General features: G+C 61.4%; 20 protein-coding genes and 1 pseudogene. 11 read left to right on the top strand and 10 right to left on the bottom strand.

Going from position 1 to position 20913, the window contains the following annotated elements; genetic code table 11:
• Positions 1-122: 122 nt before the first annotated feature.
• Positions 123-827, bottom strand: coding sequence for a DNA/RNA nuclease SfsA (sfsA, locus tag MK745_RS01485; RefSeq protein ID WP_243611502.1), 705 nt, complete (start codon positions 825-827; stop codon positions 123-125).
• A 49-nt stretch (positions 828-876) separates the two neighbouring features.
• On the opposite strand from sfsA, the gene MK745_RS01480 reads away from it, so the two are divergent.
• From MK745_RS01480 to MK745_RS01465, 4 genes are read left to right on the top strand one after another with little or no spacing between them, the layout of a single operon-like run.
• The gene (locus tag MK745_RS01480; protein WP_243611501.1) at positions 877-1596 is read left to right on the top strand and encodes a competence/damage-inducible protein A; all 720 of its coding nucleotides are present in this window, start codon (positions 877-879) and stop codon (positions 1594-1596) included.
• Positions 1593-2318, top strand: a complete 726-nt coding sequence (locus MK745_RS01475; RefSeq protein ID WP_243611500.1) for a GNAT family N-acetyltransferase — start codon at positions 1593-1595, stop codon at positions 2316-2318. Before MK745_RS01480 ends, MK745_RS01475 begins: the two co-directional genes overlap by 4 nt.
• A 12-nt stretch (positions 2319-2330) precedes the next feature.
• Entirely contained in the window at positions 2331-2903 is a 573-nt protein-coding gene (locus MK745_RS01470) for a peroxidase-related enzyme (RefSeq protein ID WP_243611499.1), read from the top strand.
• 38 nt (positions 2904-2941) lie between these two features.
• Positions 2942-3835, top strand: coding sequence for an OmpA family protein (locus MK745_RS01465; protein ID WP_243611498.1), 894 nt, complete (start codon positions 2942-2944; stop codon positions 3833-3835).
• Positions 3836-3959: 124 nt separating this feature from the next.
• Here the strand turns inward: MK745_RS01465 and MK745_RS01460 are convergent, their stop codons facing one another.
• From MK745_RS01460 to glyA, 3 genes are all read right to left on the bottom strand, one after another.
• Positions 3960-4865 (bottom strand): LysR family transcriptional regulator, encoded by a 906-nt coding sequence (locus MK745_RS01460; protein ID WP_243611497.1) that lies wholly within the window; start codon positions 4863-4865, stop codon positions 3960-3962.
• Positions 4866-5007: 142 nt separating this feature from the next.
• Positions 5008-5916, bottom strand: coding sequence for an AEC family transporter (locus MK745_RS01455; RefSeq protein WP_243611496.1), 909 nt, complete (start codon positions 5914-5916; stop codon positions 5008-5010).
• 50 nt (positions 5917-5966) lie between these two features.
• Positions 5967-7289 carry a serine hydroxymethyltransferase gene (glyA, locus tag MK745_RS01450; RefSeq protein ID WP_243611495.1) on the bottom strand — a complete coding sequence of 441 codons (1323 nt, stop codon included), beginning with the start codon at positions 7287-7289 and terminating at the stop codon, positions 5967-5969.
• A gap of 138 nt (positions 7290-7427) precedes the next feature.
• Here glyA and MK745_RS01445 point away from each other — a divergent pair, with 138 nt between their 5' ends.
• Positions 7428-8279, top strand: coding sequence for a LysR family transcriptional regulator (locus tag MK745_RS01445; protein ID WP_243611494.1), 852 nt, complete (start codon positions 7428-7430; stop codon positions 8277-8279).
• Here the strand turns inward: MK745_RS01445 and deoD are convergent.
• From deoD to MK745_RS01425, 4 genes and pseudogenes are all read right to left on the bottom strand, one after another.
• The gene (deoD, locus tag MK745_RS01440; protein ID WP_243611493.1) at positions 8232-8942 is read right to left on the bottom strand and encodes a purine-nucleoside phosphorylase; all 711 of its coding nucleotides are present in this window, start codon (positions 8940-8942) and stop codon (positions 8232-8234) included. The two genes, MK745_RS01445 and deoD, sit on opposite strands and share 48 nt — an antisense overlap.
• A 111-nt stretch (positions 8943-9053) precedes the next feature.
• Positions 9054-9368 carry an H-NS family nucleoid-associated regulatory protein gene (locus MK745_RS01435; RefSeq protein WP_243611492.1) on the bottom strand — a complete coding sequence of 105 codons (315 nt, stop codon included), beginning with the start codon at positions 9366-9368 and terminating at the stop codon, positions 9054-9056.
• A gap of 182 nt (positions 9369-9550) precedes the next feature.
• A pseudogene (locus MK745_RS01430) lies at positions 9551-11521 on the bottom strand (methylmalonyl-CoA mutase family protein); the annotation flags it as partial.
• A 105-nt stretch (positions 11522-11626) separates the two neighbouring features.
• Complete coding sequence (locus tag MK745_RS01425) at positions 11627-12217, bottom strand: GNAT family N-acetyltransferase (RefSeq protein WP_243611490.1); 591 nt, start codon at positions 12215-12217, stop codon at positions 11627-11629.
• A 65-nt stretch (positions 12218-12282) separates the two neighbouring features.
• On the opposite strand from MK745_RS01425, the gene MK745_RS01420 reads away from it, so the two are divergent.
• The 6 genes from MK745_RS01420 to MK745_RS01395 all read left to right on the top strand — a co-directional run bounded on the left by MK745_RS01420 (position 12283) and on the right by MK745_RS01395 (position 19214).
• A complete protein-coding gene (locus tag MK745_RS01420) occupies positions 12283-13641 on the top strand; it encodes a 1-acyl-sn-glycerol-3-phosphate acyltransferase (RefSeq protein ID WP_243611489.1) in 1359 nt (452 codons plus the stop codon).
• Positions 13642-13796: 155 nt separating this feature from the next.
• Positions 13797-15083: a crotonyl-CoA carboxylase/reductase gene (ccrA, locus tag MK745_RS01415; protein WP_243611488.1), complete on the top strand. Its 1287-nt coding sequence runs from the start codon at positions 13797-13799 to the stop codon at positions 15081-15083.
• Positions 15084-15468: 385 nt separating this feature from the next.
• Positions 15469-16188 carry a helix-turn-helix transcriptional regulator gene (locus MK745_RS01410; RefSeq protein WP_243611631.1) on the top strand — a complete coding sequence of 240 codons (720 nt, stop codon included), beginning with the start codon at positions 15469-15471 and terminating at the stop codon, positions 16186-16188.
• 78 nt (positions 16189-16266) lie between these two features.
• Positions 16267-16905, top strand: coding sequence for an acyl-homoserine-lactone synthase (locus MK745_RS01405; RefSeq protein ID WP_243611487.1), 639 nt, complete (start codon positions 16267-16269; stop codon positions 16903-16905).
• Between the two features lie 51 nt (positions 16906-16956).
• On the top strand, positions 16957-18489 hold the full coding sequence (locus MK745_RS01400) for an ATP-dependent DNA helicase (protein ID WP_243611486.1): 1533 nt from the start codon (positions 16957-16959) through the stop codon (positions 18487-18489).
• On the top strand, positions 18486-19214 hold the full coding sequence (locus MK745_RS01395) for an SDR family oxidoreductase (RefSeq protein WP_243611485.1): 729 nt from the start codon (positions 18486-18488) through the stop codon (positions 19212-19214). The genes MK745_RS01400 and MK745_RS01395 overlap by 4 nt, the downstream gene beginning before the upstream one ends.
• 10 nt (positions 19215-19224) lie before the next feature.
• Here the strand turns inward: MK745_RS01395 and MK745_RS01390 are convergent, their stop codons facing one another.
• Positions 19225-19983, bottom strand: coding sequence for a TIGR02186 family protein (locus MK745_RS01390; protein ID WP_243611484.1), 759 nt, complete (start codon positions 19981-19983; stop codon positions 19225-19227).
• 1 nt (position 19984) lies between these two features.
• A complete protein-coding gene (locus tag MK745_RS01385) occupies positions 19985-20899 on the bottom strand; it encodes a sulfite exporter TauE/SafE family protein (RefSeq protein ID WP_243611483.1) in 915 nt (304 codons plus the stop codon).
• Positions 20900-20913 lie beyond the last annotated feature (14 nt).

Raw genomic sequence — 20913 nt, 5'->3', positions numbered from 1 at the left:
ATCTTTTCCCGCGCTATTTACGTCGAAATGCGCCCGGATGCCAGAGGGGGCAGGGGCTTTGCCCCTCTTGGCCCGTTGGGCCAATTCACCCCAGGATATTTCTGGCAAGAGGAAGTGGCGCCTCAGCGATGAAATGCGAGCGGCGCGCCGATCTCGATTTCCTGTGGAGAGATGCGGCAGCCATAGGCCAGAACCTCGACCCCTGCGGCACGGGCTGCGTCAAAGGCGGCGGCGTAGGCCGGGTCGATATCGGCGGCGAGGGTCGCGGACGTGGCATCGGTCCGTTGTACGAGGTAGAGCATCATGGCGCGGTGGCCCTCTGCGATCATCGCCTGAAGCTCGCTCAGGTGTTTGGCGCCGCGCGCGGTCACACTGTCGGGGAACTCGGCAAGACCGGGGCGGCGCGAGAGGGTGACGCTCTTGACCTCGACATAGAGGTCGGGCTTGCCGTCACCGGAAAGGAGGAAATCAATCCGGCTTTTTTCGCCGTATTTCACCTCGGGGCGCACGAGCGGGTAGTCGGCGAGTTCCGGAATGGCATGGGCGCGCAGAGCGGACTTCAGAGCGCGGTTGGGCACGGAGGTGTCGACCCCGGTATAGTGACCATCAGCATGTTCAACGAGCCGCCAGCCGTATTTGAGCTTTTTCTTCGGGTCATCATTGGGTTCGAGCCAAATCCGGCTTCCGGGGGTGGCGAGCCCCATCATCGAGCCGGGGTTGGCGCAATGGGCCGTGACCTCGCGCCCGTCCTCAAGCCGGGCGTCGGCGAGGAAGCGTTTGTAGCGGCGGATCAGCACCGCTGGCACAAGGGGGGTTTGAAAGCGCATGGGCAGGGGCCTATAGATGCAGGTGACATCTGGCAAGGAGGCACTTTTCATGTCCAATCCCACGGCGGCGATGCTTGTCATCGGTGATGAAATCCTTTCGGGGCGCACGCGTGACAGCAACATGCATTTCCTTGCCTGTGAGCTTTCCAAGCTCGGGATCGACCTTGCGCAGGTGCGGATCGTTGGCGACGACCGGGGCGATATCGTCTACGCGGTGCGCGAGTTGGCGAACCTTTTTGACCATGTGTTCACGAGCGGCGGTATCGGGCCGACCCATGATGATATCACCGCCGATTGTATGGCCGAGGCCTTTGGGCAGGGGATCAGTGTGCGCGACGATGCGCGCGCGCTTCTCGCGGCGCATTACGAGCGGCAGGGCATGGAGTTCAATGAGGCGCGTCAACGGATGGCGCGGATCCCGGATAATGCGGTGTTGATCGAAAACCCTGTGTCCATCGCGCCGGGCTTTACGATTGAGAATGTGCATGTGATGGCAGGGGTGCCAGCGGTGTTTCAGGCGATGGTGGCGAGTGTGTTGCCGACGTTGACCGGGGGCAAGCCGCTCTTGTCACAGAGTCTTCGGATTGAGCGGGGCGAAGGCGAGATTGCCGGGCCGCTGCGCGCTTTGGCGGAGGCCTATCCGGACCTGTCGATCGGGTCGTATCCCTATCAGAAGGACGGGGCATATGGGGCGAATATCGTGATCCGGGGGACGGACGGAGCACAGATTGACGCGGCGATGACCAGACTGGCGGAGATGTTCGCATGAGCCTTCCGAGCGCAACCGAGCTTTATGACGTGATCGACGCGACATGGCCCGCAGCGGCGGTGTCGGAGTGCGGGCCGTTCCGTATTCGTGAAGGCAAGGGCGGTGGTAAGCGGGTCTCGGCGGCGACCTGTTCCGGTCCTTTTGAAGAGGCGGATATCGCGGCGGCGGAAGCAGCGATGCGGGCGCTGGGCCAGGGGGCGCTATTTCAGGTGCGCGCGGGAGATGAGGCGCTTGATGCGGCGCTTGCGGCGCGCGGCTATGAGGTCATTGACCCGGTGACCATGTATGCGGCCAAGGCGGAGGATATTGCCACCGAACTGCCGCCACGCACGGCGGCGATCCAAGCGTGGGAACCGTTGCAGATCATGCGCGAAATCTGGGCCGCGGGCGGGATCGACGAGGCGCGGATTGACGTGATGTTTCGAGCCTGCAAGCCGAAGACCGGGTTTGTCAGCCGATGGCGCGACAAGCCGGCGGGCGCGAGTTTCTGCGCCATGCACAAAGGGATCAGCATGGTGCACGCCGTGGAAATCCTGCCGTTCCAACGCCGTCAGGGGGTGGGGCGGTGGCTCATGCGGCGGGCGGCCTATTGGACGCTCGATAATGGCGGGCATACGCTTTCGGTTATTTGCACCAATGAGAACGCAGCGGCAAATGGGCTCTATGCTTCCCTCGGCATGACGGTTGTGGGACAGTATCACTACCGCATTTTGTCGGACTGAAAGGGAGGAATTATGAGTCAGTCAGACCAGCCCACGGCGCTTGATCTGCCGATGGTCGATCCGTTGCCGGAGGCGACGCAGAAGTATTTTGATATCTGTGACGAGAAGCTTGGCATGGTGCCGAATGTGCTCAAGGCGCATGCGTTTGATATCAATAAGCTCAACGCGTTCACGGCGCTTTATAACGATATCATGCTTGGCGAGAGCAACCTCAGCAAGCTTGAGCGGGAGATGATCGCCGTTGTCGTGTCCTCGATCAACAAGTGTTTCTATTGCCTTACTGCGCATGGCGCGGCGGTGCGCGAGCTTTCGGGCGATCCGGTGCTTGGCGAGTTGATGGTGATGAATTGGAAGGCCGCGCGTCTAGATGATCGCCAGCGCGCGATGCTCGGCTTTGCGGAGAAGATCACCAAGGAAAGCAGCGCGGTCACCGAAGGGGACCGTCAAGCGCTGCGCGATCTGGGGTTCACCGACCGCGACATCTGGGACATTGCGAATGTCACGGGGTTCTTCAATATGTCCAACCGTGTCGCCTCGGCGACGGATATGCGCCCCAACGACGAATACCACGCCCAGCACAGATGATCCGTTTCGCCGCCATATGCGTTCTACTTGTGCCGAGTATGGCGGCGGCATTTGATGCGTCCTTGCCGGAGGGCGCAGAACCCCTTGCCGCGGAGATTGTAGAGGACGGGGCGTATCGCCTGCCGACTGGTGTCTTTGACGGGAGCGCAGTTCCGCTCGAGACGGTTGAGGGGCGGGTGACGCGGCGAAGCTGGCGTATTCCGGGGCTTTCGGACAAGACGGCGGCCATTGCGCGCAGCATCGAAGAACAGCTTGTTGCGCAGGGTTATGAGATTGTTCTCAACTGTATCTCGCAACGTTGCGGAGGGTTCGATTTCCGTTTCGCGGTCGAAGTGTTGCCGCCGCCAAGCATGTTTGTCGATCTCGCCGATTACCATTTCATTTCGGCGCAGCGCACCGATGGGGATGAGGCGGTTGGTATCATGATCAGCCAGACGGTGCTTGCAGCGATGGTGCAGATCATGCGCGTCTCGCCGGGAGCGGGGGCGCCATTGACGCTTGCACCGGCACCGGCGCCGGGAGAGGCGCCGCAGGTGGGGCATGTGACCGGATCCGGGGCGGGGACGCTGGCGCAGGCGCTTGAGGCGCGCGGTGCGGCGGTTCTTGCGGGACTGACCTTCAAGACCGGGGCGTCAGAGCTAGGAGAGGGGCCGTTCGAAACGCTTGAAGCGTTGGCGGCATGGCTTTTGGCCGATGAGACGCGGCGGGTTGTTCTCGTTGGGCATACCGATAGCGAGGGAGACCTTGATCGCAATATCGCGCTTTCGCAAGAGCGGGCGCAGGCGGTGCTTGAAGCGCTTAGCAATGACTACGGCGTCAACGCCGAACAGATGAGTGCGCGCGGGATCGGGTTCCTTGCGCCACGCAAAAGCAACGCGACCGAAGAAGGCCGAAAGGCCAACCGGCGCGTTGAAGTCGTGGTGCGGCCCTAGGGTTTGTGCTGGTAAGCGATTTCGAAACGCCTTCTTTCGCCAAGAAAAAGCCCGGGCGCTTGGGTGGCCCGGGCAAGTCAGCTTTCTATCGGAAAGCCTTGGGGAATCCTGGGGAAGTCCAGCCTCACCAGTCGGTGGGGCCTTTGTCTGCGAAGGCATGGACGAGGAAGTCGATGAAGGCGCGAACCTTGGGCTGGGTAAAGCGACCCGGCGGGTAAACCGCGTAGATGCCTTGGGTCTCGACCGGAAGGTCGGGGATTACGTCCTCGACAAGGCCTTGTGCCATTGCGTCGGCATAGAGGAAGGACGGCAGGTAGGCGATCCCGAGGCCCGCAATTGCGGCGTTGAGGAGCGATTGGCCGTCATTGACGGAGAGCCAGCCCGCGGTGCGGATTTGACGCTTTTCGCCCGAAGGTGCGGTCAGCTTCCAGACGGCGCCGTTCGATTGGCTCGAGTAATGCAGGAGCTTGTGCTCGTTCAGGTCGTCGATCTTTTCCGGGCGGCCGTATTTTTCGATATAGGCGGGGCTTGCGATCATGCGGCGCGTGGTTTCGGAGAACTTTCGAGCGCGTAGGGAGGAATCCTCCAACTCGCCAATGCGGATCGCCATGTCGAACCCTTCGGAGATCAGCTCCACATAGCGGTTGTTCAGCACCATGTTGACGTTGATCTCGGGGAACTCGGCGAGGAAGTCGCCGAGCACCGGGGAAAGATGATTGACGCCAAAGTCCGTCGCCACGGAGATGCGCAGGAGGCCGGAGGGGGCGGACTGCATCGAGGTCACGAGGGAGTCGGCTTCGCCCGCATCATTGAGGACGCGGCGGGCGCGGTCGTAATACGCGAGACCGATCTCTGTTGGCGAGACGCGGCGCGTGGTCCGGTTCAGCAAACGCGCGCCGAGGCGGGCCTCGAGCGATGAGACGTGCTTGGACACGGCGGACTTGGAAATCCCCATCTTCTTGGCGGCATCGGTGAAGCCACCTTGATCCACAACCGTGGCAAAGGCTTCCATTTCAGTCAGGCGATCCATCGTTCTGCGTCCTCGTAACACTGTTCGTCGAGGCTCAGGTATCAGCGCGAAATCGGGCCAAAGCAGGGCAGGGGGCTGACAATATCGGGGATTTGTCGCGGATCGTTTGCGACTTGGAAACGCCGAAACGATCTGTTTCGCGTCAGAAGGAGAGCGCGATCAGTGTGATCCAGAGGGGCAATGTGAGGGCTGCGAGCAGTGTGGATTGCGCGACAAGCGTGGCCGAGAGGCGGCGGTCTGCGCCAAATCCGCCAGCGAGGACATGGGCCGCAGACGCAGTTGGCATGGCGGCAAAGAGTGTGAGCGTGCGGGCGATGGTGGGCTCGACCGAGAGGAGCTTGCAAGCGGTGAAGGTCAAGGCGGGCAGGGCGACGAGCTTTGTCGCGCAGATAATGCCGCTAAAGCGGTCGAGACGCGCCAGCGCGCCCCAGTTCATCGTGGCCCCCACGGAGATCAGGGCGATGGGGATCGCGGCGCGCGAGAGCATCTCAAGCGGCGCCATGATGGGATCGGGAATCGTGAAGCCCGAGAGGCCGACGATCACGCCGGAGACCGAAGCGATCAGGAAGGGATTGGTGGCCACGCGGCGGATGGTTTGGATCAGAGACCCACTTCCGCGCGAGAGGGCGGAGACGGCGAGGAGGTTCGCCATCGGGATGGCCAGGCCTACGGCGACGGCGAGCGCGCCAAGCGGCGGATTGATCAGGGTTTCAACGGCGACAAAGGCCATCGCGGTGTTGAAACGCCACGCTGTCTGCCATGCGCCAGCGAAGTCAACGAAACGTGGCGGGCCAAAGGGACGGGCAAGATAGCCGAGTGCGAGGCCTGTGAAGAGGATTGCCCAGACAGCGGGACCAATGCGCAAGATGTCGGCCACGGCAATGGGGCGCGAGGAAGCCGCGACAAAGATCAGCGCGGGAAACAGGACTTCGAAGTTCAGCCGGTCGAGCCCCTGCCACGCATCACGCGAGAGGCGACTGCGCAGGAGGCCGCCAAGGGCGACCATGAGGAAGGAGGGCAAGAGCCCGAGGAGGATCGTGACGAACACCATGCAGACGGTCTAGGCCGAACGGTGCGCGGGCACAATCGCCCGCACGGTGATCAGCTATGAATATAGTGAATCCGGTCGAAGCTCTTGCGCCATGTGGCCGTCTCGGGGGCGAGCGTGGCGGGATCGTTTGCGCGCAGGGCGGCGGCGATGCGTCGGGCCAGTTCCGGCGCGTCCTCGGGGGTCATGCCCCAGCGGACAAGTTCCGGTGTGCCGATGCGCAACCCGTTCATATCGCCTTCGACCGCCGGGATGGGCAGGCCGATGCCGCAGGCGAGGAAGCCCGCCTTGCGCAGGGTCTTGGACGCGGCCTGTCCACCACCGAAAGAGGCGGCTTCGACGGCGAACTGATGCGACTGCGTCGGGCCGTGACGGGTTTCGAACACGGGGAGGCCTTCGGATTTGAGCGCCTCGGCAAGGGATTGAGAGAGGTCGATCATGGCGGAGGCGTAGGCCGCTCCGAAGTCACGCCAGTCGAGCATCGTCGCGGCGAGCGCCGCGGATTTGGCGGCGTCGAAATTCGCGGTCATGCCGGGAAAGGCGATGGCATCGAGGCGCTGGGCAATTTCGGCATCGTTGGTGACGATGAGGCCAGAGGGCGGGCCGCCGAGGCTCTTGTAGGTGGACATGGTCATCATATGGGCGCCCTCGGCCAGCGGGTTCTTCCAAGCCTTGCCCGCGATGATGCCGCATTGATGTGCTGCGTCGAAGAGGACATGCGCGCCGACCTCGTCGGCAATCGTCCGGATCTCAGAGACCGGGTGTTCAAGGAGGTTCAGGGAGCCGCCGATGGTGATGAGCGTCGGCTTGACCTCATGAGCAAGCGCGCGCAATCCAACAAGGTCGATCGTATAGCCGTCGGCATCGACCGGGGCTGGGTGCGATGTCAGCCCATAGAGCCCGGCACAGCCGTCGGCATGATGCGTGACATGGCCGCCCACGGAGGCCGGGGGCGTGATGATGGCGTCACCCGGTTTGGTCAGGGCCATGAAGCCATAAAGATTGGCGATGGCGCCGGAGGGCACACGGATCTCGGCATAGCGCGCGTCAAAGATCTCCGCCGCGAGCTCGGCGGCGATGACTTCGATCTGCTCCATGGCTTCGAGGCCCATCTCGTACTTGTCGCCGGGATAGCCAAGCGAGGGGCGCGACCCGAGGCCAGAGGCGAGCATCGCTTCGGCGCGTGGGTTGAGCACGTTGGTCGCCGGGTTGAGGTTGAAACAGTCGCGCTCGTGGATGGCGCGGTTCTCGGCCACCAGCGCGTCGAGCCGGGCGTTGAGCGCGGCGCTTGTGCCTTGGGCGGTCTCGTCGGCGAGGGTCTGGATATAGGTTTCGCAATGGGCAGGCACCCATGGGCGCAGGGCGAGGGTTGGCATGGACTGATCCTTGAGTTTGGTGCGGGTATCGAAGCGGAAACGCGAGATTGGCGCAAACGAGTTTTCATGTATGCTAGGCATAGGAAATCTAGGGGTCATGTTATGTCGGTTCAGCCACCGCGCCCGCAAGGGCCACCTATGAACGCGATGCGCGCCTTTGAGGCGGCGGCGCGGCTTGGTGGGTTTACGCGGGCGGCGGAGGAGCTTTGCGTGACGCCGGGGGCGATTGCGCAGCAGGTCAAGGCGCTCGAGGCCTGGGCCGGGGCGGCGCTTTTCGAGCGCGGGGCGCAAGGGGTGCGCCTTACATCGGTGGGCGAGAGGGTGTTGCCGAAAATGGTCGCGGCGTTTGACGCGATGGGCCTCGCGGTCGGGGTCCTGCGCGAGGCAGCGCGTCCAGAGCGGCTCCATGTGGCGGCGCTTCCGGCGATTGCGCAGCTCTGGCTTTCGCCGCGATTGCCAGAGGTGCGGCGTGCGATGCCCGAGCTTGAGGTGTCGATCACCGCGATGGAAACCCCGCCGAACCTTGGCCGAGAACCGTTCGACCTGACGGTGTTCTATGGCGATGGGGGTGGGTTATGCCTTGCGCGGGACGTGATCTTTCCGGTCTGCGCGCCGCAGGTTGCGAAAGGGTTGTCGACTGTTGACGACCTCGCGACGGTGCCCTGCCTTGGCGATGCGGTATGGCGTGAGGATTGGGCGCTCTGGCTCAGGGCTGTGGAGCGGGAGATTGATGTCTCTGGACCGGTGTATTCGCTCTATGCGCTGGCGGTTGAGGAAACTGTGAACGGTGCGGGGGTGCTCATGGGGCATGGCGCGCTTGTGGCGCGGCATTTGCGGAGCGGTGCCTTGGTGGCACCGTTTGGGCCGCGCGTGGCGACGGGCCGATGGCTCGAAGCGGGGATGCGGAGCGTGCCAACCGGACCGGCGCAGGCGCTTCTTGATTTACTGTGCGGAGAAGGCGGTTTCGAGGGCGATCTCGACCATGTCTGAGAAACTCTGTTCGCGGTCGGCGGAAGAGAGACGTTCACCGCTCGGAAGGTGATCAGAGACCGTCAGGATCGCGAGTGCGCGACACTGGTAGCGTGCTGCGAGCGTATAAAGCTCGGCGGCTTCCATCTCGACGGCGAGAATGCCGTGGCGCACCATCTGTTCATCTAGGTCGGGGCGTTCATCATAGAAGGTGTCGGAGGAATAGATGCCCCCCACATGCGGCACGAGACCGCGGGCGCGCGCAGTGGCGGCGGCAGCTTCGAGCAAGGAGAAGTCAGCGGTGGGTGCGTAGGTCAATTCGCGGAAGATGGTCGAGGACGGGGTCGAGACAGCGGTGGCCGACATGGCGAGGACGAGGTCGCGCAGCGCCACTTGGGGCTGCATCGCGCCGCAGGAACCGATCCGAATCAGGGTTTTCGCGCTATAGTCGCGGATCAACTCGTTGGCATATATCGAAAGCGAGGGCATCCCCATGCCAGAGCCATGGATCGTGACCGGATGGCCTTGCCATGTGCCAGTAAAGCCTAACATGCCGCGCACTTCGTTGACGCAGCGCGGGTTCTCGAGAAACCGCTCGGCGGCCCATTTCGCGCGCAGCGGGTCGCCGGGCATCAGAACCGTTTCCGCGATGTCTCCGGGCGCAGCGCCGATATGTATGGTCATGGGTAACTCCTTTTGCCTAGACCATAGCATCGGCATCGACCGCTTCAAACGAAAGCAGGCGCGCAAACTTTGCGACTGAGCGTCAAGCCGAAGGCGGCTTGAAACTCCGGATCAGAGCTCCATGTCTTCCGGGTGAATACCGGCGGACAATGCTTCGTCGAACCATTTCGGTTTGCGTCCCTTGCCCGTCCAGGTTCGGGAGATGTCTTTGGGGTCCGCGTATTTCGGCATGCCTTTGACCAGTTTGCCGTTCTTGGCTTTCTTGGCATCGGCGAGTTCTTCGAGGGAGAAGCCGAATTCCTCAGCGGCTTTGCGCGCCGCTTCTAGGGCGTCGGATTTGCGCTGTGCCTCAAGGCGACCGAGTTGAATGTCGATCTTGGTCTTCAGTTCGACAAGCTCGGTGCGTGTCATACCATCAAGTGCCATATATGCTGTCCTTTTCTAGAACCCTTTAATCTGGCGCAAAGACGAAAACTGGCAAGAGATATTTTTTGCCGAATTGAGACTTTTCTTGATGGGGCAGTATTCCGGTTGAGGGCAAAAGAAAGACCCTCGCCTAATAGGCGAGGGTTTTCATCTGTTTAGCGAATTGTGAGGCGAGGTTGACGCTATTCAGCGGCGACAGCTTCGGGATCTACGAGCACCACCACATCATTCATGATCGTATTCAATTCGAAATCCTTGGGTGTGTAGACCCGCGCCACGCCCATTGCCTTCAGGCGTTCTGCGTCGTCATCAGGGATAATGCCGCCCACGATCACCGGCGTATTGCCCAGACCCGCTTCACGCATCCGATTCATGAGATCCTCGACGAGCGGGATATGAGAGCCAGAGAGGATCGATAGCCCAACGACATGGGCCTCGGTTTCGATGGCCGAAGCGACGATTTCCTCGGGGGTGAGGCGGATGCCGTCATATTCGATGTCCATGCCGCAATCTCGGGCGCGGAAGGCAATCTGCTCTGCGCCGTTCGAGTGGCCGTCGAGGCCAGGTTTGCCGATGACAAATTTCAGGCGACGCCCGAGACGATCAGAAACCGCATCCACGGCAGCGCGCAGATCGTCGAGGCCTTCGGTCTTGTTGGAGGGCGAAGGCGAAACGCCGGTCGGGCCGCGGTATTCGCCATGCACCGAGCGCATCTCCTGTGCCCATTCGCCGGTCGTCACACCGGCCTTGGCGCAGTCGATGGAGGCAGGCATGATGTTTTCGCCCTTGCTAGCGGCCTCTTTCAGCGCCGTAAGGGCGGCACAGACCGCGTCGTCATCGCGCTCGTTTCGCCAGTCATTCAGGCGGGCGATTTGCTCCTGTTCCACGGCGGGATCGACAACCATGATGCCGCCGTCGCCTGTCATCAGCGGCGAGGGTTCGCCCTGCTGCCACTTGTTGACACCCACCACGACGGTTTCCCCTGCCTCGATGCGGTTGAGGCGTTCGGCGTTGGATTCAACAAGCCGCGATTTCATGTAGTCGATGGCGCTGATGGCGCCGCCCATGGAATCGAGGTTCGCCAACTCGGCGCGCGCGCCGTCCTTGAGTTCAGCGACTTTCTTGTCGACGGCGGGGTTGTTGTCGAACAGGTCGTCATACTCGAGGAGGTCTGTCTCGTAGGCCATGATCTGCTGCATGCGCATGGACCATTGCTGATCCCAAGGACGCGGCAGGCCAAGCGCCTCGTTCCACGCCGGAAGCTGTACGGCGCGGGCGCGGGCTTTCTTGGAAAGCGTCACGGCGAGCATCTCGATCAGGATACGATAGACGTTGTTCTCGGGTTGTTGTTCGGTCAGCCCCAGAGAGTTCACCTGCACACCATAGCGGAAGCGGCGGGATTTTGGATCGGTGATACCGTAGCGTTCGACAAGGATCTCATCCCAGAGATCGACGAAGGCGCGCATCTTGCACATCTCTGTGACGAAGCGGATGCCAGCGTTGACGAAGAAGGAAATCCGTCCGCAGAGGCGCGGGAAGTCTTCTTCGGGGACGCGGGGTTTCAGCGCGTCGAGAACCGCGATGGCGGTTGCCAGTGCGAAGGCCAGTTCCTGCTCGGGCGTCGCGCCGGCCTCTTGCAGGTGATAGGAACAGACGTTCATCGGGTTCCATTTGGGCACGTTGGTGTAGCAATACTCGGCCACATCCGCGATCATCTTGAGCGAGGGCGCGGGCGGGCAAATATAGGTGCCGCGAGACAGGTATTCCTTGATCAGGTCGTTCTGCACGGTGCCTTGGAGCTTGGACACGTCGGCGCCCTGTTCCTCGGCCACGGCGATGTAAAGCGACAGGAGCCACGGCGCGGTGGCATTGATTGTCATCGATGTGTTCATCTGCTCGAGGGGGATCTGGTCGAACAGCGTCCGCATGTCGCCGAGATGGCAAACGGGAACACCCACCTTGCCGACTTCGCCGCGCGACAGGACGTGGTCAGAATCGTAGCCAGTTTGGGTCGGCAGGTCGAAGGCGACCGAGAGCCCTGTCTGGCCCCTTTCGAGGTTGGAGCGGTAAAGCGCGTTCGAGGCCTTGGCGGTCGAGTGGCCAGCATAGGTTCGGATCAGCCAGGGGCGATCTTTCTGCGTCTGCGACATGGGCGTCCTCTTGAATCAGCTTGGCAATTTTATTGCGTCAGAGGGTAGATATGCGAAAGATCATGTGCAAGTCAATTCGCTGCGTTGCGGCAAAATCAGATTGGAACGTTACGGCAGGCGGTAAACCATCTTGGTGCTTGTCTTGAAGCCAAAGATATAACGGAACGGTCCGGTGTCTTCGGTGCCGCAGGCGACAAAACCCTCGCGTTCGTAGAGCGCGCGGGCGCGCGAGTTGGTGTCGATCACGTCGAGGCGCACGCATGAAAGGCCGCGGGCGCGGGCTTCGTCCTTGATCGCCGAGAGCAGCGCAGTGCCGACACCTTGCCCCCGCGCAGCTTCGGAGACGAAAATGCCATCCATCAGGAGCGTGTCTGCGGCAAGATCGCGTTCGAGCACCGAGAGCACGAGGCCGCGCCACGTTCCGCCGATCCATCCATAGGCACGGCACAGGTCGCCAAGGCTTCCGCCCGTGAGGGCGCCTTCGGCGGTCTTAAAACCCGCGAGGCCGAGTAGGACGCCCTTGTCGTCGCGGGCGACGAGGGCGAAACGCGGATCCAGGATTGTCTCGAAAAAGGCAAGGGCGCGCGCTGTCGGCCGCATGACCGGGCCGAGCTTGCCCTTGAACGCCTGCCAGTAGAGGCGGGCTGCGAGGGAGCGTTCGGCATCGGAAAAGCCGGCTGAGATCGTCAGTGCGGGCATAGGTTTCTCGGAACAAGGTCGTATTTGATATTTACCTGCGGCCCCGCCATTGCAAGAGTCAGGTTATGACATCGACCATCGAACTTCCGATCTGGCTCTTCATCCTGATCCTGCTATTCGCAGCGGTGACGGCGGCGAGCCATCTTCTTTTTCCATCGGTACGGTGGTTCTTTCGGCGGCGTATGGAAAAGGCGGTGTCACGTCTGAACGAGCGTCTCGAGCGTCCGATTGAGCCGTTCAAGCTATTGCGGCGCCATGACATGATTCAGCGCATTGTCTATTCGCCTGACGTTAGCCAAGCGATTGCCGATCACGCGAAGGAAGAAGGTATTCCCGAGAACGTCGCCTTTGAACAAGCCAAGCGATATGCGCGGGAAATCGTGCCTTCCTTTAGTGCCTCGACCTATTTCGGTTTTGCCATCCGGGCGGCGAAACTTCTGAGCAGGGCGCTCTATCGTGTGCGGCTCGGGTATTTCGATGAGGCGGGCATTCAGAATATCCCAAAGGATTCGACAGTGGTTTTCGTGATGAACCATCGTTCGAACATGGATTACGTGCTTGTGACCTATCTCGCGGCGGAGCGTTCGGCACTGGCCTATGCGGTCGGGGAGTGGGCGCGGGTCTGGCCGCTTAGCCGCCTCATCAAGGCAATGGGGGCGTATTTTATCCGGCGGCAATCGCGCAATGCGCTCTACCGTAAGGTGCTTGCGCGCTACGTGCGGCTTGCGACGGATGGCGGTGTGACGCAGGCGATGTTCCCGGAAGGGGGCTTGTCGGTTGATGGCGGGCTTCATCCGCCGAAACTCGGGCTTCTGAAGTATATCGTGGACGGGTTCGACCCGGCGATCCGCGACGTCGTGTTTGTGCCGGTGGCGCTCAACTATGACCGCGTGTTGGAGGATCGCATCCTGATTGCCGCGCAGGATAAGAAGCGTCGGCGGTTCCGTGCGCGGATCAGCGTCATCGCCGGGTTCTTGCTCAAGCAGCTCTGGCTGCGTCTCCGCGGACGCTATCACAGGTTCGGCTATGCGGCGGTGAGTTTCGGCGAACCGCTTTCGCTTGCAGCGTTTGCGGCGAGGCAGGACGGCGATGTGGCAGAACCGCTTGCAGAGGCCCTCATGGCGCGCATTTCGGACGTGGTGCCGGCTTTGCCTGTTCCGCTTGTCGCGTCGATCATCGACGGCGCAGAGGCACCTTTGTCCCGTGCCGCCGTCGAGAACGCCTTTGGGGAGCGGATCGCGAAGCTTGCGCCGGAACATGTGCACCTACCTCGGGGCGATGTGGCCTATGCGGCGGAGGTTGGCCTGCGCAGCCTTGAGAAGCGTGGAGCGATCCGTCGCGAAGCCGGGTGCTACAGCGCGAATCCGTCGGAGGGCGCCCTTCTGACCTACTACGCACGCTCAATCGGGCATCTTTTCCCCTGATTTCGCAGTTGCGGCAGGATTTTTCTGCATCGGCTCGGTCATAAAATTACAAAACTATGCCAATTGCGGTTGCAATGTTGCGCGGCCGTCTTTATTTCACTGGACAGGAAGCGCGATTCTGCATCGCGGCAAGAGTTCAAAATCAGGAGACGAAAATGGCTCTCGATACCGAAAACGGTCTGGCCACCTACGACGCCCCGGAAAAAGACCTCTATGAGGTCGGTGAAATGCCGCCGATGGGCTATGTGCCCAAGAAAATGTACGCTTGGGCGATCCGTCGTGATCGTCATGGCGAGCCGGATAAGTCCTTTGAGGTCGAAGTTGTCGACACTTGGGACATCGACAGCCACGAAGTTCTCGTGCTCGTGATGGCGGCTGGTGTGAACTATAACGGCGTTTGGGCCGGTCTCGGCCAGCCGATCTCGCCCTTTGACGTGCATGGTCAGGACTACCACATTGCGGGTTCCGATGCGTCGGGCATCGTCTGGAAAGTCGGTGACAAGGTGAAGAACTGGAAAGTGGGCGACGAGGTCGTGATCCACTGTAACCAGGACGATGGTGACGACGAAGAATGTAACGGTGGCGATCCGATGTTCTCGCCGACCCAGCGGATCTGGGGCTATGAGACCGGCGATGGGTCGTTCTCGCAATTCACCAAGGTGCAGGCTCAGCAGCTCATGCCGCGTCCGAAGCACCTGACCTGGGAAGAGTCTGCCTGCTACACGCTGACGCTTGCGACCGCGTACCGGATGCTTTTCGGTCACCACCCGCATGAGCTCAAGCCCGGCCAGAACGTCCTCGTTTGGGGCGCGTCGGGCGGTCTTGGCTCTTACGCGATCCAGCTTGCCAACACAGCAGGCGCCAACGCGATCGGTGTGATCTCGGACGAGAGCAAGCGTCAGTTCGTAATGGATCAGGGCGCCAAGGGCGTCATCAACCGCAAGGAATTCAACTGCTGGGGTCAGCTCCCGACGGTCAACTCGCCGGAATACAACGAGTGGCTCAAGGAAGCGCGCAAGTTCGGCAAGGCGATCTGGGACATCACCGGCAAAGGCGTCAGCGTCGACATGGTGTTCGAACACCCCGGCGAGGCGACTTTCCCTGTCTCGACCCTCGTGGTCAAGAAAGGTGGTATCGTTGTGATCTGTGCGGGTACCTCCGGGTTCAACTGTACTTTTGACGTGCGCTACATGTGGATGCACCAGAAGCGTCTTCAGGGGTCGCACTTTGCCAACCTGAAACAGGCCGCATCGGCCAACCGTCTGATGTGCGAGCGTCGTCTCGACCCGTGCATGTCGGAAGTGTTCGCGTGGGACGAGATCCCGGCGGCGCATATGAAGATGCTCAAGAACGAACACAAGCCGGGCAACATGTCCGTCCTCGTGCAGGCCCCGAAGACCGGCCTGCGTACTCTCGAGGATGTGCTCGAAGCCGGCAAGTAAGCCGTTTCGTCCCGCGCGCCTAGCGGGACAGGTGACTTGGATCCCCCGCGAATCACACAGGATTCGCGGGGGATTTACGTTTGCGAAAGAGGTTCGGGTGTATTCAGAGGCTTAAGGATGCGGTCCCTCCCCATTTCGGGGGAGTGGAAATCTGCGAATATTCGACTGAAAGGCATTCGTGCTATGCTTGTATTAACCTTTCATTAACCCCTGAAAACGAGAGTTAACATGAAATATGACTGGATACTCGACGTTCTCGTGGACCTGAGAACCTTCGCCCAGGCCAACGGTCTGAACGCCCTGGCACAAGAGCTGGAGCAGACCCGGATGGTTGCCTCGGTCGAGATCGCGTCATCGGGTGACATGGCGGGTGGTGCTTGGCCTCATGGGGAAGATCGAAAGACGGGAGACATTGCTCGGAGAGCTCGAACGGGCGCAAGGGCTTGAGCAACTACAATCCGCGATCCTAGACCTTCGGGATCACTTCCGCGTCGATCATATGGTCTATCACTGGGTGAGTTCGGATGGTGAGCAGTTTGGCTGTGGCACGTATTCGGACGCTTGGGTGCAGCGCTATGTCGATCAAGATTATCTGCGCGTCGATCCGGTCATTATCGGCTGTTATCAACGGTTTCACCCGGTCGACTGGAAGCGGCTCGACTGGTCCTCGAAGGCGGCGCGGGCATTTCAGGCAGAGGCGATTTCCCACGGCGTCGGCAATCAAGGCTTCTCTGTTCCGATCCGTGGTCCTGTGGGGCAGTTCGCGCTCTTCACCGTGAGCCACACTTGCGACGATGAGGAATGGGCGCGCTTCACTGAGGCAAACCGGCGTGACCTAATCCTCTTTGCACATGGGTTCAACGAGCGGGCGCTCGAACTGGCGCCGGGGCGCACCCCGGAGCAATCCCGCGCTCTAAGCCCGCGGGAGATTGACGCGATGACCCTTGTGGCGATGGGGTATAGCCGGGCACAGGTCGCGGAAACGCTCTCGATCTCGGAGCATACGCTGCGCGTCTATATTGAATCTGCGCGCTCGAAGCTCGGGGCGCTCAACACCACGCATGCAGTGGCGCGAGCGCTGAGCCGCGGGTTGATCGTGGTCTAGGGCGCGCGGCAAGTTAGCCGGGCATTAACCATGGCGTCCTATCTCTATTCCCTATCGAGAATGGGAAGGGATGGCAGAATGCTCCGGTTTATTTATGGCGATGAGATCGACAGATTCCCCAAGCTGAAACGCAGCATGTTTCTTGACCGTGCGGATCAGTTCAAGACGCGTCTCGGTTGGGATGTGACGGTCGATCCGACGGGGGAAGAACGTGACGCCTATGATGAAATGAACCCTCTCTATGTCCTCTGGGAAAAGCCAGACGGGACTCATGGCGGTTCCATGCGGCTTTTGCCGACCACGGGGCCTTGTATGGTCAACGATCATTTCCTTGACCTGACCAACGGGGTCCGGATCACCTCGCCTTTCGTCTGGGAATGCACGCGGTTCTGTCTGGCGCGTGATTGCGAGCCGAAGACGGCAGCCGCGCTGATGCTTGGCGGCGGCGAGGTCATGGCGGGGTTTGGTGTCGAGCACTACGTGGGTGTTTTCGATGCGCGAATGGTGCGGATCTATCGGATGATCGGCGCGTCGCCAGAGATCATCGGCGCGCAAGGCGAAGGACGCGACAGGATCAGTGTCGGCCTCTGGGGTTTCTGCGAAGCCGCGCGCCGAACCGTCGCAGAACGTGCCGGGATCGCGCCCGAGACTTCGCGGATGTGGTTTGAACGAGCCTTTGGCGGTGAGTGCCGTCAGACCCTTGCGCAAACAGCCTGAGGGCAGGCAAAGCCGCTGGCGCTTGGACCGGGGCAACGGTAGGGTCAGCGCATGACAAACGCGCTGACCCTTTCGCATGACCAGGCCGAAGCCTATGACACGATCGCCGAGCTTCTGCGCGGGGTGGGCGTTGATCTCGACGACGGGATTTTGACACCGCCACGCGAGAGCAAACAGGCGCTTGCCGCGGTGCTTGGCAAGGCGGGGTCGGGCAAGACACTGCTGCTTGCCGAATTGGTCAAGGCGCTCGAAGCGGCAGGCGTGGATATCGTTTCGGGGGACTATGAAGGCAAGCGGCGCAAGGACCGCCGCACGTTGGCCATTCTTGCGCCGACGAACAAGGCGGCGAGTGTGCTTCGGATGCGCGGCGTCCCTGCGACGACGATCCACCGCATTATCTATACGCCCGTCTACGACCCGGAATACGAACGCATCGCGGAGTGGCTTGTCGGCAATGGCGACAAGCCAGAGATCGAGGGCCTCACCGAAGAGGCGCTCGCGCGGGCGCAGGCCTTTTACCAGTTGCACAAGTCGATCCCTGGCGCGCTTGCCGCGGCGGGACTGCGCGGGTCGGATTTCATCACCGGATGGAAGCGCCGCGATGAACCGCTCGATATCGGGTTCGTCGATGAGGCGTCGATGTTGGATGATCGCCAGTTCGAGGACTTGAAAGAGATTTTTCCGACGCTGCTTCTTTTTGGAGATCCGGCACAGCTTGCCCCGGTGAACCAGTCTGGAAGCATGGTGTTTGACGCGATGCCCGCGCCGTCCAAGCTCGAGCTGAGCCGGGTGCACCGGCAGGATGCCGATAGCCCGATCCTTGACCTTGCGCATGCGCTCGGCGATCCGGCGCTGGGGTTCGAGGAGTTCGAGCGGCTTGTCGAGGAAACGGCCAAGCGCGATGACCGAGTGGTCTGGGGGCAGCGGGTCGAGGTGGACCTCATGGCGCGTTCGCCGGTGCTCGTCTGGCGCAATGCGACGCGCATTCGTCTCATCAATGCGTTCCGGCAGGTGCATGGCGCGCCCGAGGATGCGCTTCTTGAGGGGGAGCCGCTCATATGTGATGGGATTGAGCTGCCACTCAAGCACCGTAAGAAGCGGCTCGACCTCGAGGCGCGGGGTCTCATCAAGGGGGCGCAGGTGATCTATCTCGGGCCCGGACGCAAGCCGGGGTTTTCGCGGCTGCATGTGATCGGGGCGGAAGACCCGCGCGTGTCGGCAGCGTCGATTGTGAAGATCGAGAAGCCAGAGGAAGAAGAGCCTTTTATCCCCTATGCGGCCCGCATGGGCGCGACGTTCTTGCATGGGGCCGCCGTTACGATCCACAAGGCGCAAGGCTCGCAATGGGAGAACGTGCAGGTCTTTGCACCGGATCTATATGCGGCGGCACGGATGGGCCGGGTCGAAGCGGGGCAGCCACTTTGGAAACGGTTGGCCTATGTGGCGATCACTCGGGCGTCGGAACGGCTTCATTGGGTGGTGCGCAACCGTTTGGCGCGTCCTACGCATCCTCTCGGGACGGATGACCTCGCGGTGGCTCCGGCCCCGCTCACACTCGAAGCAGAAGAAGAGGGCGCGGCATGAAGACGATCCTGATCACGGGCGCGAGCTCTGGCATTGGAAAGGCGACAGCGGAAGCTTTCCTCGAGGCGGGCTGGTGCGTGGGGCTTGTGGCGCGGCGGGCAGAGCCGCTCGAGGAGATGGCCGCGGCGCATAAGGGGGCGATGGCGCTTCCCGGTGATGTGACGGATGCGGCGGCGATGCGGGAGGTGTTCGCGCGCTTCGTGGCGGAGGCCGGGCGGATTGATGCGCTCTTCAACAATGCCGGCATGTTTGGCGCGCCGGGGGCGATTGACGAAATAGAGGTCGAAGATTTTGATGCGGTTGTGAATGTCAATTTGCGCGGCATGTTCATTTGTGCCCGTGAGGCTTTTGCCCGGATGCGGGTGCAGAGCCCGCGCGGCGGACGGATCATCAACAACGGGTCAATCTCGGCGCATGTGCCGCGCGAGGGATCGGTTAGCTACACCACGACCAAACACGCGATCACCGGGTTGACGCGGAGCCTGTCGCTTGATGGGCGGGCGCTCGATATTGCCTGTGGGCAGATCGATATCGGCAATGCCGAGACAGACATGGTCGCCGGGTTGAATGCGCGGTTGATCGAGGCCGGGCAGCCGCCCAATGCCACAATGGACGTGCGAGACGCGGCGCGGTCGGTGCTGCATATGGCAGAGCTTCCGCTCAACGCGAATGTGCAGTTCATGACGGTGATGGCGACGAAGATGCCTTATATCGGGCGCGGGTAGGGTTTGCGCGCTAGCCTTGGCGTAGGATGCGGAAAAGTGTCGAGGCACCCCAACCAGCGGTCACAGCGATGAAGAGTGACAAGAGCCCGTAGAGAAGCGGCTGTTGGCGCGACAAGGTATAGAGCCAACGCTCCAGCCCGACCTTACGCACACCGATCACGGTTTCGAATTTCGACACGACCTGTCCCTCACGGGTGAGGAAGATACGCGTTTCGTAGTCGCCTTCAGTTAGGTTGGCGGGTAGGTCGATGGAGGTCCGGAACAGGGTCTGCTGGTCAAGGGAGACAGCGTTTTCGCGCAATTGATAATTGCCGTTCTCTGTTCGGATGCGGATCACAGCGCGGGTAAATGCGGCGGAGTCTTGCACGTTATAGGGCGCGCCGACCGAGCGGATGGCGCGCGGAATCGAGACCTTGTGGCGCAAATCTTCGACGTCAGTCAGGGCTTCGCGGAAGGGCGCGCTCGTGGCGACGGCATAGAAACTTGGAGCGGCGTCGATCTCGACGCTCTCGGTGTTGACCCAGATGCCGAACCGTTTTTCCTTGCGGCGCACGGTCAGGGGCTGCAAGGGGCCGGAGACGGCGATGACCACATCCAGCGGCGGATCTTCGATGATCGGGGTCTCGCGCTTGACGGCGCCGAAGATGAGGATTTCGGAACCGTCGAAATTCGCGGTGATCGAGACGTTTTTCTTGCTAAGGCCAAGCACGACCTCTTCGGCCATGAGCGGCGCGGCGAAGAAGAGGAAAAGGGCAAGGATCGCGCGCATCTCAGTGGCCTCCGACCGCGCCGATGCTAAAAAGCTCGTCCGGTTGAAGCAGCAGGCCAAGGGCGAGATTGCCGCAGACCACAATGACCATGAGCGACAGCAGAATGCGTAGTTGCTCGGCATTGAGAAGGGTGCCGATACGGGTTCCGAACTGGGCGCCGATGACGCCACCGATCAGCAAGAGCACCGCGAGGGCGATGTCGACCGTGTAGTTTGTCGTGGCGTGCAGGAGCGTCGTGAAGGCGGTCACGAAGATGATCTGGAAAAGCGATGTGCCGATCACGACCTTGGTTGGCATGGACAATAGGTAGATCATGGCGGGCACCATGATGAAGCCGCCACCGACCCCCATGATTGCGGCCAGGACACCGACGCTCAGGCCGACGAGAAGCGGCGGGATGACAGAGATGTAGAGGCCGGAAACGCGAAAGCGCATCTTAAATGGCAGGCCGTGAATCCAGTTATGGTTGCGTCGCTTGACGGGGGCGTTGCGGCGCGATTTTCGGATCGCGTTGACGCTCTCGATAAACATCAGAGTGCCGATGATGCCGAGGAAGACCACATAACAGAGCTTCACCAGTAGATCGACCTGACCCAGTGATTTCAGGTAGTTGAAGACCAACACGCCGAGGGCGGCGCCGACAAGGCCGCCAGCGAGCAGGACAAGGCCCATCTTCAGGTCCACGGATCGCCTTTTGAGGTGGGCCAGCACCCCTGAGACCGAAGAGGCGACAATCTGGGTCGCGGAGGTGGCCACGGCGACAGCGGGCGGGATGCCGACAAAGAACAGAAGCGGCGTGATCAGAAACCCACCGCCGACGCCGAACATGCCCGAGAGAATACCGACAATGCCGCCAAGCCCGAGGAGCAGGAAGGCATTAACGGAGACTTCGGCGATCGGTAGGTAGATTTGCATAGCTTCACTTTGCG

It is taken from the genome of Shimia aestuarii (assembly GCF_022814865.1).
GTDB lineage: Bacteria > Pseudomonadota > Alphaproteobacteria > Rhodobacterales > Rhodobacteraceae > Shimia > Shimia aestuarii_A.
The sequence above is the reverse complement of the archived record's forward strand: the minus strand, read 5'-3'. Positions and strand labels throughout refer to the sequence as shown.